This is a genomic window from Flavonifractor sp. An9, assembly GCF_002161245.1.
GTDB lineage: Bacteria > Bacillota > Clostridia > Oscillospirales > Oscillospiraceae > Flavonifractor > Flavonifractor avicola.
Genome location: NZ_NFHC01000001.1, coordinates 222,651 through 237,088, shown reverse-complemented (window position 1 = coordinate 237,088; position 14,438 = coordinate 222,651). Strand labels below are relative to the sequence as shown.

The following is a 14,438-nucleotide window of genomic DNA, read 5'->3' as shown; positions in this document are numbered from 1 at the left end:
TCCTTGCCTAGGGCAGATTTTGTCAAAATTCACAGTTGCTTTTCCACGCAAAAGCGCATATACTACGCCCATAAAGGCTGCGACAAAGACCGCCGCCCGTGAGAGCCGACAGAGAATCCGGGTCACCGACTGAGAGCCCGGTCCGGCAGGATGGGATGGCGCAACACTTTTGAGCTGGCGTGCCGAGCCCCGTTTGGGAGGTAGGTTCGTCCGTATTACTCGCGTTAAGAGTTCCAAGTGGCTCCATCAAGGGTGATGGGGCAACTACGGGTGGTACCGCGGAGTTTTTCCGTCCCGAAGTCGTTTTGATCGACTTCGGGACTTTTTTTATTTTTTTCAAACAAGAAAGGTTGTGAACGGTATGGTATTCCTGGCAAAACAAATCGACAAAGCGGTGGAGGGCCGGAATAACCAGCCCGTCACCATCCACGGCGCGGTCTATGCCCTGCGGGACATGGGCGGCATCACCTTCGTCACCCTGCGCACCCGCACCGGTCTGGTCCAGTGTGTCTGCACCCAAAAGGACGCCCTGGACGGGGCCACCGAGGAGTGCGCCGTCACCGCCGCCGGTATGTGGCGCATCGAACCCCGGGCTCCCGGCGGGAAAGAGTTGACCGACGCCAGCCTCACCGTCCTGTCCCGCCCCGCCGCTCCTCTTCCGGTGCCGCTGTCCAAGAAAAAGCTGGATCTGAATCTGGACACCGAGCTGGGTCTGCGGCCGGTGGTGCTGAGAGCCCCCAAGGAACGGGCGGTGTTCCGCATCCAGGCCGCTATCGGCCGGGCCTTCCGGGACTACCTCCAGGGCGAGGGCTTTACTGAAATCCACACCCCCAAGATCGTCCACGCCGGAGCCGAAGGCGGGTCCAACATCTTCCGCCTGGATTACTTCGGCAAAAAGGCTTTCCTGGCCCAGTCCCCCCAGTTCTACAAGCAGACCATGGTGGGGGCCTTCGAGCGGGTATACGAGGTGGCTCCCGTGTTCCGGGCGGAAAAGCATTCCACCCAGCGGCACCTGAACGAGTACACCTCTCTGGACTTCGAGATGGGCTATATCCAGTCCTTCACCGAGATCATGGAGATGGAGCAGGGCTTCCTCCAGCACCTGATGGAGCTGCTGAAGAAAGAGTATTCTGCTGAACTGGATCTGCTGGGGATGGAACTGCCCGACACCTCCCAAATTCCAGCCGTCCGCTTTGACGAGATCAAGCGGCTGGCGGCGGAGAAGTACGGCTACCAGATCCGGGACCCCTTCGATCTGGAGCCGGAGGAGGAGCACGCCATCGGCAAGTACGCCAAGGAGGAATGGGGCAGCGATTTTGTGTTCGTCACCCACTACCCCAGCAAGAAGCGTCCCTTCTACGCCATGGACGACCCTGATGATCCCCGCTTCACCCTGTCCTTCGACCTGCTCTTCCGGGGTCTTGAGGTGACCACCGGCGGTCAGCGCATCCACGACTACGCCGCCCAGGTGGCCAAGATGGAGGCCCGGGACATGGACCCGGCAGAGTTTGAAAGCTATCTCATGATCCACAAGCACGGGATGCCCCCCCACGGCGGACTGGGCATCGGCCTGGAACGGCTGACCATGCAGCTGTGCGGCCTGGACAACGTCCGCCGGGCCTGTCTGTTCCCCAGAGACCGCACCCGACTGGAACCGTAAGGAGGATTGAACATGAAAATCACCGAAGATATGGTCGACTATATCTCCCAGCTCTCCCGGCTCCAGCTGCCGGCGGAGGAGAAAACCGCCATGACTGCGGAACTGGAACGCATCGTGGCCTATATGGATGTACTCAACACCCTGGATACCACCGATGTGGAGCCCCTGAGCCACATTTTCCCCCTGAAAAACGTGTTGCGCGCCGACGAGGTGGTCCCGTCCTACGACCGGGAGACCCTGCTGGCTGGGTCTCCCGCCGGGGACGGCGAGACCTTTCTGGTCCCCAAGGCGGTAGAGTGAGGTGGCACACATGGAACTGTATGAACTGACTGCCCTGGAGCTGGAGCAAAAGCTCCGCACCGGCGAGGTAACCCAGCAGGAGGCGGTGGAGGCCGCCCTCTCCCGTATTCACGCCGCCCAGCCGGGCAACAACGCCTTTGTCACGGTGGACGGCCCCGTCTTCCCGGCGGCCGACCTGTCTGCCTCCCCTCTGGCCGGGGTGCCCATGGCCTACAAGGATAACATCTGTACCAAGGGTGTGGCCACCACCTGCGCTTCCAAGATCCTGGAGGGCTTTGTCCCCTGCTATGACGCCACTGTGGTGGAGCGTCTGTCCGCCGCCGGGGCAATCTCCATGGGCAAGCTGAACATGGACGAGTTCGCCATGGGCTCCACCTCTGAGACCTCCCACTACGGCCCAGTGAAAAACCCCTGGGATCTGACCCGGGCAGCTGGTGGCTCCTCCGGCGGCGCTGCCGCCGCCGTGGCAGCTGGTGAGGTGTGGTACGCCATCGGCTCGGACACCGGCGGGTCCATCCGCCAGCCCGCCGCCTACTGCGGCGTCACCGGCATGAAGCCCACCTACGGCACCGTGTCCCGGTACGGCCTCATTGCCTACGCCTCCTCCCTGGACCAGATGGGCCCCATCGCCCGGTCCGCTGCCGACTGCGCGGCGGTGCTGGATCTCATCCAGGGCAAGGACCCCCGGGACGGCACCAGCCTGGACGCCCCCGCCGGGGGGCTCCTCTCCTCCCTCACCGGCGACCTGAATGGCAAGAAGATTGGCCTGCCGGCAGACTGCTTCGGCGAAGGCCTGGACCCAGAAGTGCGCGCCGCCGTGCTGGCCGCCGCCGAGGTTTTGAAGGCCCGTGGGGCCGAGGTGGAGGAATTTGCCCTGCCGGTGATGGAATACGTGGTACCCACCTACTATATCATCGCCTGCGCCGAGGCCAGCTCCAACCTGTCCCGGTTCGACGGAGTCAAGTACGGATGGCGGGCTGAGGACTACGGGGATCTCACCGACCTCTACTGCAAGACCCGTACCCAGGGCTTCGGCTCCGAGGTGAAGCGGCGCATCCTGCTGGGCACCTTCGTGCTGTCCTCCGGCTACTACGACGCCTACTACAAAAAGGCCCTCCAGGTCAAAGCCCTCATCAAGAAGGCCTTTGATGAGGCCTTTACCAAGTATGATCTGCTCCTTACCCCGGTGGCCCCCACCACCGCCCCCAAGCTGGGGGAGAGCCTCACCGATCCCCTGAAGATGTACCTCAGCGACATCTACACCGTGTCGGTCAACCTGGCGGGCCTGCCCGCCCTGTCCATGCCCTGCGGCTTTGACGGCAAGGGTATGCCCATCGGCGCCCAGCTCATCGGTCCCGCCCTGGGCGACGGCGGGGTGCTCAACGCCGCCCACGCCTTCCAGCTGGACACCGGCTGGCACAGAAAAACCCCCAAAGGAGGCGACGCACAATGACCTGGGAAACCGTCATCGGTCTGGAGACCCATGTGGAGCTGGCCACCAAAACCAAGATCTTCTGCTCCTGCACCACCCAATTCGGCGGCGCGCCCAACACCCACTGCTGTCCGGTGTGTACCGGTATGCCGGGCACCCTGCCGGTACTCAACGAAAAGGTACTGGAGTTTGCGGTAAAGGCCGGTCTGGCTCTGAACTGCGAGATCAGCCGTTTCAGCCGCTTTGACCGGAAGAACTACTTCTACCCTGACCTGCCCAAGGCCTATCAGATCTCCCAGCTCTACCTGCCCATCTGCCACGACGGCAAAGTGGACATTGGGGAAGGCAAAACCATCCGCATCCACGAGCTGCATATGGAGGAGGACGCGGGCAAGCTGGTCCACGACCCCTGGCTGGACCAGACCCGGGCGGACTACAACCGCTGCGGCGTGCCCCTCATCGAGATCGTCACCGAGCCCGACTTCCGCTCGGCTGAGGAGGTCATCGCCTACCTGGAGAAGCTGCGCTCCACCCTGCAATATCTGGGCGTGTCCGACTGCAAGATGCAGGAGGGCTCCCTGCGGTGCGACGTGAACCTGTCGGTGCGTCCCGCCGGGTCCACAGAGTTCGGCACCCGCACCGAGATGAAGAACCTGAACTCCTTCAAGGCCATCTCCCGGGCCATCGCCTATGAGGCCCGGCGGCAGATCGAGCTCATTGAGGAAGGCAAGCAGGTGGTCCAGGAGACCCGCCGCTGGGACGAGAACAAGGACGCCACCTACGCCATGCGCTCCAAGGAGAACGCCCAGGATTACCGCTACTTCCCCGAGCCGGACATTCCGCCGCTGGAGCTGTCCGACGAATATATCGAAAGACTCCGGGCCGCCCAGCCCGAGCTGGCCGAGGCCAAGCGGGAGCGATATCAGCGGGACTGGGGGCTGCCCGCCTACGACGCTGAGATGCTCACCTCCCAGAAGGCTCTGGCTGACTTTTTTGAAGAAGTGGTTGCCCTGGGAGCCGATCCCAAGCAGGCCTCCAACTGGATCATGGGCCAGGTGCTGGGCCAGCTGTCCGCCCACGGCCTGGAGGCCAAGGACATGAAGCTGACGCCCGCCACTCTGGCCAAACTCATCGCTCTGGTTCAGGAGGGTAAGCTCAACCGCAACACCGCCGTCAAGGTCTTTGAGGCCGTCTTTGCCGACAACGGCGACGTGGATGCTTATATTAAGGAGCACGGTCTGGCCCAGGTGTCCGACGCCGGGCTGGTGGCCGCCGTGGTGGAACAGGTGCTGGCCGCCAACCAGAAGTCGATGGAGGACTTCAAATCCGGCAAGGAAAAGGCTTTCGGCTTCCTGGTGGGCCAGGTCATGCGGCAGCTGAAAGGCCAGGCCGCCCCGGCGGTGGTCAACCAGGTGCTGCGGGAAAAGCTGTCCCAGTAACGCGCCTCACACCTTGACAGGATTCCGCTCTTCTGGTATGCTCTTATCCACAAGTAAACCATGTGCATGACGCCCGTCACCGGATGGGCGAGACAACGTGCCTGAGTATATTCCGTAGGTCTTTGAAGGAATATACTCAGGCACGTTTTTCATTTGCACCCGGGAGGACAAACCATGCGGCGGACATTTTTCAAGTACATCTCCTTAAATATGCTGGGGGCCCTTGGCCTGTCCGGCTACATTATGGCGGACACCTTTTTTGTGGCCAACCGGCTGGGCTCCGACGGGCTGGCGGCCCTCAATCTGGCTATTCCCATTTTCGGGCTCATCAACGGACTGGGCATCCTGCTGGGCATCGGGGGCGCCACCCGCTACTCCATCTGCCGGTATCAGGGGGATGAGGACCGGGCCAACCGCACCTTTACCTTGTCCCTGCTCACCGGGCTGGGGCTGGGGATCATCCTGGCTCTGCTGGGAGCCTTCTGTGCCCGGCCCATTGCTCTGCTGCTGGGGGCTGACACCGGCACCCTCCCTCTGTGTACCGCATACCTGCGCACGGTGCTGCTCTTCTCCCCCTGTTTCCTGCTCAATCACATAATGGTGTGCTTTGTCCGCAATGACGGCAATCCCAAGCTGGCCATGACCGCCATGCTCACCGGCAGTCTGGCCAACATCGCCCTGGACTACCTCTTCCTCTACCCTTTGAATATGGGCATTTTCGGGGCAGCTCTGGCCACCGGCATCGCTCCGGTAATCGGGCTGTGTCTATCCTCTCTCCACAGCCTCACTGGTCGGAATCAGTACCGGCTGAGCCGGCCTGCCAACCCGGTCCGGTCCCTGGCCGACGTGGCAGGCCTGGGCAGCGCCGCCTTTCTCAATGAGTTTACCTCCTGCATGGTGCTGGCTCTCTATAACGCCCTGATGCTCCGGGCTGCCGGTACGGTTGGGGTGGCAGCCTACGGCGTGGTGGCCAATCTGGCGCTCATGGCTCTGGCTCTGTTTACCGGCCTGTCCCAGGGGGCCCAGCCTCTCATCAGTCAGTCCTACGGTCGGGGAGACCATCACACCGTCCGTCGGCTCTGCCGTCTGGCCCTGCTGGTCTCCTGTCTGGTGGGTCTGGCCTTGGCCCTCATCGCTCAATTCGGGGCCGAGCCCCTGGCAGCCCTGTTCAACCGGGATGGCGACCCGGAACTGGCCCGGCTGGCAGTAAGCGGGCTGCGGATCTATTTCTGGGGCTTTCTCTTTGCCGGACCCAACATTATTGCCGCCTCCTTTCTGGGTGCTGTGGAGCAGCCCCGTGCCTCCTTTCTCCTGTCCCTGTTCCGGGGCGGCGTAGGCATTGCCGCGCTGGTACTTTTGCTGGCATGGCTGCTGGGCGTCACCGGGATCTGGCTGGCTTTCCCGGTCACAGAGCTGCTTACCCTCTTTCTGGCTCTGGGTGTCAGCCGCAGGGTCCTTCGTACTCCACTATCTTAATAAAACAAACTCCCCCCGGTTCAGCTCAAAGGTTGAACCGGGGGGAGTTTTGGTTTGGTTTAAACGCCGGTGGCGTCGGAGGAAATGGAGGCCCGCTCCTGAGCAATGTTCAGGGCGTGGTCGCCAATCCGTTCAAAGTCGGTGAGCAGCTCGGAGAAGATGATGCAGGCCTCGTCGGAGCAAGAACCCTTCCGCATCCGCTTGAGCTGGTTGCGGCGGTATTCCTCGGTCATGTCGTCCATCCGCTGCTCCAGGGCGGATACCTTGGTCAGCCACTTAGTGGGATCGGTAACCTCCTGTCCCAGGAGATCCAGGGCCTCCAGGCTGACCTGCTCCATCCGCTTAATCTCTTCCCGGGCCTCGGGAGAGAATTGGATGTTCTTATCATGCATCATCTGGGTATACTCGCAGATGTTCATGGCATGGTCGCCGATGCGCTCAATGTTGCCGGTGATCTTGAAGTAGGCGCTGACGGCGGTGGAATCCTGCTCGTTGGTCTCATGGACGATAACCTGGGAGATATACTGGGAGATCTCCTTATTCAGGTAGTCCAGATAGTCCTCGGTGGCCTCGGCACCTTCCATTTTCTTGGGGTCCACATCCAGCACCGCCTGGAAGCAGGTGGCGATGTTTTCCCGGGCCATCCCCAGCATCCGGTTCAGTTCCTGCCGCAGCTGGGTGATATACATGGCGGAGAAGCCGATGGGGTGCTCCTGCTTGGTGTGGGTGGGGTTGGGCACCAGGTAGGCCAGGTGCATTCCCTCCTCGCCGCTCTCACTCCGGTCGGGCAGGATGAACATGGCCAGCTTCACCAGCCCGTTGCCGAGGGGCAACAGCAGAATGGTGGTGACAACGTTAAAGAGGGTGTGCATATTGGCGATCTGGGCCGCCGGATAATTCGGGGTCAGGCTCACCATGAAGTCGGTCAGCGGCGTCAGGATACACATGGTGGTAAAGAGCACCGTACCGAACAGGTTGAACATCAGGTGGATCACCGTGGTGCGCTTGGCGTTGCGGCTGGTGCCAATGGAAGCAAGCACAGCGGTGATACAGGTGCCGATGTTCTGGCCAAACAGAACGAACACGGCGCTGTCCAGACCAATCACACCGCTGACCGCCAGGGCCTGCAGAATACCCACCGAAGCAGAGGAGGACTGGATGAGGGCGGTGAAGAGGGTGCCCACCAGAATACCGATCAGAGGGTTGGAGAAGGTGCTGACCACATCCACGAAGGCGGGCCACTCCTGCAGGGGCTCCATGGAGGAGCTCATCATCTCCATGCCGATGAAGAGTACGCCCAGACCGGCCAGGATGTTGCCGTAGTGGTGGATCTGGGGTTTCTTCAGGAACACCACCATGGCCACACCCACAAAGGCGAACAGGGGTGCCATGGCGCCCACGTCCAGGGCGATGAGCTGGCCGGTAATGGTGGTACCGATATTGGCGCCCATAATGATCCACACAGCCTGCCGCAGGGTCATCATGCCGGAGTTAACGAAGCCCACCACCATGACTGTTGTGGCGGAAGAAGATTGGATCACCGCAGTGATCACCGCGCCCACCAGGACGCCAAGGAAACGGTTGGAAGTCAGTCGCTCAAGGATGCGCTTCATACGGTTGCCAGCTGCGGCCTCCAGGCCGGAACTCATCATCTGCATACCGTAGAGGAACAAGGCCAGGCCGCCCAGCAGCCCCAGAAGGATGCTTATGTTTCCCACGTTTTTTCTCCTCTTTTTTTATATTTCTTTTTCAGTTTCTTTACAATGTCATGTCTAAGTATATCGAATGTAAAGTTTGTCGTCAATGGGATTTTGTACGAAGTTTTGCTCCCTTTCTCCCTCTGCTCCGGCAGGTTTTTCCACTCATTTTATGGAAATTTAATGCCTGTTCAGTTGCCTTTTCCACCACTATGGGCTATACTACCTTTATCAGTCCCTTCTGATACTGAAAAAAATGTCGAAATTGCCTAAAGGAGAAACGTTCATGGAACAGCAACCGGCCAAAAAGGCCCATGGGCCCAAAAGCAAGTCCGGAAAACTGGTGCTCTGTATTGTACTCACCATTTTGATCGGCTTGGTCTATTTCTATGTGGCTCTGCCCCCTATCAATCCCCAGTCCGGCGATTTTTATGTCTTTATCGCCGTGTTGTGTATCGTATTTGTGGTCACCTCCATCCTCACCTCCGGCATGGACCTGATCCGGGACGGCAGTGGGCCCAAGGACTACCTGCGCTTCATCAAATCCCGCTGTCTGCCGGCCGGCATCCTGCTGCTGGTTCTCATCGCCATCGGCATCGTGGGCACCCTCATTTCCCTGCCTATCTTCCGGGCCGGGGCCTACCGGGATCTGCTCACCGTGGAGGACGGCAACTTTGCCACCGACATCGCCGAGATCTCCTTCAACGAGATTCCCACCCTGGACGAGTCCTCCGCCGAATACCTCAGCGACCGCCAGATGGGTACCCTCAGCGATATGGTGAGTCAGTTTGAATATTCCTTTGACTCCACCCAGATCAACTACCAGGGCCGGCCTGTCCGCGTGGCCCCCATTGCCTACGCCGACTTGTTCAAATGGTTTACCAATCGAGGTACCGGTCTGCCCGCCTATGTGATGGTGGACATGGTTACCCAGGAGGCCACGGTGGTCCGGCTGGAGGAGGGCATGAAATACTCCTTCTCTGAGCCCCTTAACCGCAACATCGAGCGCCACCTGCGCTTCAACTACCCTACCTTTATCTTTGGCACGCCTCAGTTTGAGATCGACGAGGAGGGCCACCCCTACTGGATCGCCCCCCGCATTGTCAAGACCATCGGCCTGTTCGGCGGTGACGATATCCAGGGTGCGGTGCTGGTGGACGCCATCACCGGTGAATGCACCTACTATGAGCTGGCCGATATCCCCAGCTGGGTGGACAACGTGTTTACCCCTGAGCTGATCATGCAGCAGTATGACTATCATGGCACCCTGGTCAACGGCTTCATCAACTCCATCTTCGGCCAGCGGGACGTGACCATCACCACCAGCGGCTCCAACTATATTGCCCTCAACGACGACGTGTATATGTACACCGGCGTTACCTCCGCCAATGCCGACCAGTCCAACCTGGGCTTCCTGCTGTCCAATCAGCGTACCAAGGAGACCAAGTTCTACTCCGCCCCCGGCGCCACCGAAGCGGCGGCCATGTCCTCCGCGGAAGGTGTGGTCCAGGACCTGAAGTATACCGCCACCTTCCCGCTGCTGCTTAACATCGCCGGGGAGCCCACCTATTTCATTCCCCTGAAGGACGCCACCAATCTGGTGAAGAGCTACGCCATGGTCAACGTGGCCCAGTATCAGGTGGTGGCCACCGGCTCCACCGTGTCGGCCTGTGAGCAGGAGTATATCAAGCTGCTCAACAACAAGGGTATCACCACCCCGGAGGACACCCCACGCACTGAGGTCTCCGGCGTCATCAGCGACATCCGCTCGGCAGTCATGGAGGGCAACTCCTACTACTTCATTCAGCTGGAGGGCGATCCCACCTACTACGCCATCTCTGCCGCTCAGAATCCCCTGGCTGTCATTCTCAATGTGGGCGACCAGGTGACTATCCAGCACACCCCCGCCATTGACGGGGAGACCTCCTCCATTCTGGATGGCTCCACCATCACTCTGGACGGAGCGGCCCAGCCCGCTCCCTCGCCGATCGTCACTCCCGCTCCTCAGGAGGAGACCGATACCGGGGAAGCTTCTCCCTCCCCTGCTCCGGCGGAATAAGATTTCTACAAAAAGCGCACGCTGCATCAGCAGCGTGCGCTTTTTCATCTCTGTTTGTTTTTCCACTCCCGCAGCAGGGCCAAAGCCTCCGGGGACAGCAGCAGCAGGGCGAACAGGTTGGGCAGTGCCATGAGCCCGTTGAAAATATCCGCCAGCTGCCACACCGCTGTTACGTCGGCTACACTGCCCCACACCAGCGCCCACAAAAATACCAGCCGGTAGATCCACCGCCAGCGGTTGGAGCCGCTCAGGTAGGCCAGCCCCCGCTCACCATAGTAGCAGCACCCCAAGAGGGAGGTGAAGGCGAACAGCAGCAGGCATACCGACACAAAAATTTCCCCAAAGGGACCGAATACGGTGGAAAACCCCGCCGCCGACAGGGGGGCTCCCAGCATCTCCGGCGTCACCTGCCCCTTTTGGATGGCGGCCAAAGCCTCCTCCGGTTGATAAACTCCGGTAGTAAGGATCACCAGCGCGGTAATGGAACACACCACGATGGTGGCCACAAACACCTCAAAAATGCCCCACATCCCCTGCTCCGCCGGTTCTCTGGTGTCGGCGGCGGCGTGGGCAATGGAAGAGGAGCCCATGCCCGCCTCATTGGTAAATACCCCTCGGGCCACACCGTACCGCAGCGCCGCCGCCATACCGTAGCCCGCGCCGCCCCCCAGGGCTGCCTTTGGGGTAAAGGCCCCCTCCACGATCTGTCTCAGCGCCCCGGGCAGGGCCTGGGCATGGCAGCAGAGTACCACCATCCCGCCGCCCACAAAGAGGAGGGCCATACAGGGCACCAGGGTCTCGCTCACCTTGCCGATGCGGCCAATGCCCCCTACCACCACCGCCCCGGTGAGCAGGGCCACCACGATGCCCACTGCCAGCGGGTCCAGCCCAAAACCGGCATGAAGGGCAGCTGAGATGGAGTTGGCCTGCACCATATTGCCGCCCCCCAGGGAGGCGGCCACACAGCACAGGGCAAACAGGGTAGCCAAGGCGGGGCTCCCAAGCCCCTTTTCCATATAGCACATGGGGCCACCCTGCCAGCAGCCCTTCTCATCCTTTTCCCGGTAGCGCACCGCCAGGATCTTTTCCACACAGCCGGTCATCATACCCAGGAAGGCGGATACCCACATCCAAAATACCGCCCCCGGCCCGCCGTAAAAGATGGCAGTGGCCACCCCGGCGATGGAGCCTGTGCCAATGGTGGCCGCCAAAGCGGTGGACATGGCTTGAAGCTGAGTCAGCCCCCGCCCGGTACCTTTTCCGGTTCTTTTGCCCAGTGCCCCCGCCGTGGTCCTGAGCCACAACCCACAGTGTATTACCTGAAAAAATCCGCTGCGCACCGACAAATAAAGGCCCGCGATCAGAAACAGGCCCAGCAGCCACGGATTCCAGATCAGATCGGCCAGCCGCTCTAATCCGGTCATAGCCCCACCCCCTTGTCCCAGAGGTATGCGGACAGGGGCGGTTCCATGCCTGTATCTTGTCCGAAGCCGGAATGCTCAGAGCAGCTGCACCCCCAGCAGAGGGGCCAGATCCACCGCCTGTGCCGGGTTGATTTTCAGCCCCCGCAGCTCCTGCAGGCTCTCCGACACGGTAATGCCCTGGATCTGGCAGTCGGACAGGTCCAGACCCTTCAGCGGTGTACGGAAAAAATCCACCCCCTGAAAGTTGGACCCATGGGGCTCCAGGCCGCTCACCCGGGCCTCCGCCATGGAGGCCTCCCGCAGATCGCAGCCGGTCAGACTGGTCCGGTTCCACAGGGATTTGGAAAAATTCCCATAGCGAAAGCTGCTGTCGGTCACCGAGCAGTCCTTCCAGCGGCTGGAGATCATCTTCACGCCGTCTCCCTTGCACCCGGACACCCGGCACTTGTTCCACACCGTATCCAGAAAGCTGCAGTTGGAAAAATCACAGCCGTCAAATTCCGACTGATAAAAAGCCGCCTTGGAAAAATCGCACCGCTCAAAACGGCATTTATAGAACCGGATCCGGGTATACTCCAAGTGGGACAGATCCAGTCCCACAAGCTGTTCCTGTTCAATGGCCAGATCCTCCAGGTCCCGCTCCTCGGTTCTGGCCCAATGTAATTGCTGCACCAGCATGATGGTCACGCCTCCTAGAGGATACGCCCCGGCAGCGGGGCGCATCCTGTCTGCTTATGTTATACTCCTTTTTTGTCCGGCTGTGTAGAGAAAAACGCGCCCGGCTCCGGGGCGTTCCCCGTCTGCCGGGCACATCACAGCCTTCACCGCTCCTTCTGCTGCAGCTGGAGCCGATCGGCGATCATGGCAATAAACTCCGAATTCGTAGGCTTTCCCTTGGCGTTGGAGACCGTGTAGCCGAAGTATTTTTGCAGCGTCTCCAGATCGCCCCGGTCCCAGGCCACCTCGATGGCGTGGCGGATGGCCCGCTCCACCCGGGAGGCAGTGGTGCCAAAGCGTTTGGCCACCTCGGGGTAGAGGATTTTGGTGACCGCGTTGATCACATCCATATCCCCCACGGCGATGATAATAGCCTCCCGCAGATACTGGTAGCCCTTGATGTGGGCGGGCACACCGATCTCATGGATGATTCCCGTCACCACATTTTCCAGACGTCTGGCCCGCTCTTCGCCGTCATCCCCTTCCTCCGTCTCCTGAAGGGCGGCCAGCTGGCGGACCCGCTCGGCCACCGCCGTCAGTCGGCAGGGCTTGAGCATATAGTAATCCGCGCCGGTGGATGCAGCCAGCTCAGCCACGCTGCCCCGGGCAAATCCGGAGAGCACCAGCACCCGGGGCCTGGCTTCGGCCTTGGACAGCGCCTGCAAGACCTCCACCCCATCCATCTGGGTCAGCACCAGATCCATCACCAGCACATCCGGCGCCAGACGCTCTGAAAGCTGAAGCGCCTCTTCTCCATCTCCTGTGGCTCCCACCACCTGGATGCCCGCTTCCCCTTCCAGCTGTTCCACCAGAATACGGCGAAATTCTTCGCTTGCATCCGCTACCAGGACTTTGATTCTCCGTTCCAATATTGACACCCTTTCCAGCAGGCTCCTCCTGCTCCACATTTGCCGCCTGGCCAAGGCTGATTACCGGTTGGCTATAATTTACCATAATCAGACAGCAAGCGCAAGGGTTTTACTGGTAATTTATGGTTATTTCTCTTCGACTTCGTTCGACTTTTCCGCAGAAATTCCGACGCAGGCCCTCTTTTCCCTCTCATATCTTCCAATGTTCTTGCAAAAAAGACGCCGGGAGCGGCGGACCGCTCCCGGCGTTTTCGGGTTATTAGGCTTCTGTTTTACCAGTTTCCGCCTGCTCCAGCATATGCTCTGCCAGGATGCCGTAGCCCTGGGTGGGATCATTGACCAGTACATGGGTCACGGCTCCCACCAGTCTGCCGTTCTGGAGGATGGGCGAGCCGCTCATTCCCTGCACAATGCCGCCGGTGGTATCCAGCAGTCGGGCGTCGGTGACTTTCAGCATCAGATTGCGGGTATCTCCCTCTTTTTCGGGAAAAATACGGGTGATCTCCACCTCATACTCCTCCACCTGATCGCCGGCCACATTGGACAAAATGACCGCCGGGCCCACCTGGACCTGGCTGCGTTCCGCCACCGGCACCGGCTCCATGCCGTCAGTCATGGTCTCATCACTGATCTGGCCAAAGACGCCGCTGCAGGTGTTGGACCACAGCACCCCCAGATCACGGTCGGTCTGAAAGGCTCCGTGGAGTTCCCCCGGCGTTCCCTTCACGCCCTTCTGCACGTCGGTGACTTCGGAATAGAGGATGGACCCGGACTGCATGGGCATCAGCTTTGCCGTATCCACATCGTTGATGCCGTGGCCCAGAGCGCCGAAAGTACCAGTCTCGGGATCGCAGAAGGTCATGGTGCCGATACCTGCCATGGAGTCTCTGATCCAGGCGCCCAGTTTATACTGCCCGTCGGCACTGCACTGGACCGCCTGGGCAGTAAACTGGACCTCTTTGTCGTCCCGCACCGCACGGATGCTCATGGTCTGGTCCCCCACCTGCTGCAGCACGGCCTGGACCTCTTCAATGCTGTCCACTTCTTCCCGGTTGATGTGGGTGATGATATCCCCTTCCTTCAGCCCACAGTCCCGGGCCGGGGTGTGACTGCCGTCAGCCGCTGTCACCTCACCAAAACCAACCACCATCACGCCGTCGGAAAACAGTTTGATCCCTACGGTACGGCCCATGGGGATCACTTCTCTGCTTTCCGCCGCCCTGACGGGCTGGAACCAGGCCGCCCAGGCAAGCAGCAGCACTGCTGTCAGCACCGCGCCCACCCAGGGCCTGATCTTTGGTTCTTCTTTTCCCATTTCGCTGTCCACGCTCCTTCCCAAAATCATTGGCGTTTTGTACGCCTGTT

11 protein-coding genes are annotated in these 14,438 nt (G+C 60.5%); 6 read left to right on the top strand and 5 right to left on the bottom strand.

From position 1 onward, the window contains the following. Positions 1-361: 361 nt before the first annotated feature. The 5 genes from aspS to B5G40_RS01170 all read left to right on the top strand — a co-directional run bounded on the left by aspS (position 362) and on the right by B5G40_RS01170 (position 6,307). A complete protein-coding gene (aspS, locus tag B5G40_RS01190) occupies positions 362-1,660 on the top strand; it encodes an aspartate--tRNA(Asn) ligase (protein WP_087328382.1) in 1,299 nt (432 codons plus the stop codon). Positions 1,661-1,672: 12 nt separating this feature from the next. After that, on the top strand, positions 1,673-1,960 hold the full coding sequence (gatC, locus tag B5G40_RS01185) for an Asp-tRNA(Asn)/Glu-tRNA(Gln) amidotransferase subunit GatC (RefSeq protein ID WP_087268720.1): 288 nt from the start codon (positions 1,673-1,675) through the stop codon (positions 1,958-1,960). Between the two features lie 10 nt (positions 1,961-1,970). Continuing rightward, on the top strand, positions 1,971-3,413 hold the full coding sequence (gene gatA, locus B5G40_RS01180; RefSeq protein WP_087398493.1) for an Asp-tRNA(Asn)/Glu-tRNA(Gln) amidotransferase subunit GatA: 1,443 nt from the start codon (positions 1,971-1,973) through the stop codon (positions 3,411-3,413). Next, complete coding sequence (gene gatB, locus B5G40_RS01175; protein WP_087398492.1) at positions 3,410-4,831, top strand: Asp-tRNA(Asn)/Glu-tRNA(Gln) amidotransferase subunit GatB; 1,422 nt, start codon at positions 3,410-3,412, stop codon at positions 4,829-4,831. Before gatA ends, gatB begins: the two co-directional genes overlap by 4 nt. Positions 4,832-5,005: 174 nt before the next feature. Next, positions 5,006-6,307 (top strand): MATE family efflux transporter, encoded by a 1,302-nt coding sequence (locus B5G40_RS01170; RefSeq protein WP_087398491.1) that lies wholly within the window; start codon positions 5,006-5,008, stop codon positions 6,305-6,307. Positions 6,308-6,366: 59 nt separating this feature from the next. On the opposite strand, the gene B5G40_RS01165 is transcribed toward B5G40_RS01170, so the two are convergent. Continuing rightward, positions 6,367-8,025 (bottom strand): Na/Pi cotransporter family protein, encoded by a 1,659-nt coding sequence (locus B5G40_RS01165; protein WP_087398490.1) that lies wholly within the window; start codon positions 8,023-8,025, stop codon positions 6,367-6,369. Between the two features lie 265 nt (positions 8,026-8,290). On the opposite strand from B5G40_RS01165, the gene B5G40_RS01160 reads away from it, so the two are divergent. Continuing rightward, positions 8,291-10,063 (top strand): CvpA family protein, encoded by a 1,773-nt coding sequence (locus B5G40_RS01160; protein ID WP_242959108.1) that lies wholly within the window; start codon positions 8,291-8,293, stop codon positions 10,061-10,063. Positions 10,064-10,107: 44 nt separating this feature from the next. Here B5G40_RS01160 and B5G40_RS01155 read toward each other — a convergent pair whose 3' ends face one another. From B5G40_RS01155 to spoIVB, 4 genes are all read right to left on the bottom strand, one after another. Further along, entirely contained in the window at positions 10,108-11,487 is a 1,380-nt protein-coding gene (locus B5G40_RS01155; RefSeq protein WP_087398489.1) for an alanine/glycine:cation symporter family protein, read from the bottom strand. 75 nt (positions 11,488-11,562) lie between these two features. Further along, entirely contained in the window at positions 11,563-12,165 is a 603-nt protein-coding gene (locus tag B5G40_RS01150; RefSeq protein WP_087398488.1) for a pentapeptide repeat-containing protein, read from the bottom strand. A 143-nt stretch (positions 12,166-12,308) separates the two neighbouring features. Next, complete coding sequence (gene spo0A / locus B5G40_RS01145; protein ID WP_343212787.1) at positions 12,309-13,082, bottom strand: sporulation transcription factor Spo0A; 774 nt, start codon at positions 13,080-13,082, stop codon at positions 12,309-12,311. Between the two features lie 250 nt (positions 13,083-13,332). Beyond that, a complete protein-coding gene (gene spoIVB / locus B5G40_RS01140; RefSeq protein WP_087398487.1) occupies positions 13,333-14,388 on the bottom strand; it encodes a SpoIVB peptidase in 1,056 nt (351 codons plus the stop codon). Positions 14,389-14,438: the final 50 nt, after the last annotated feature.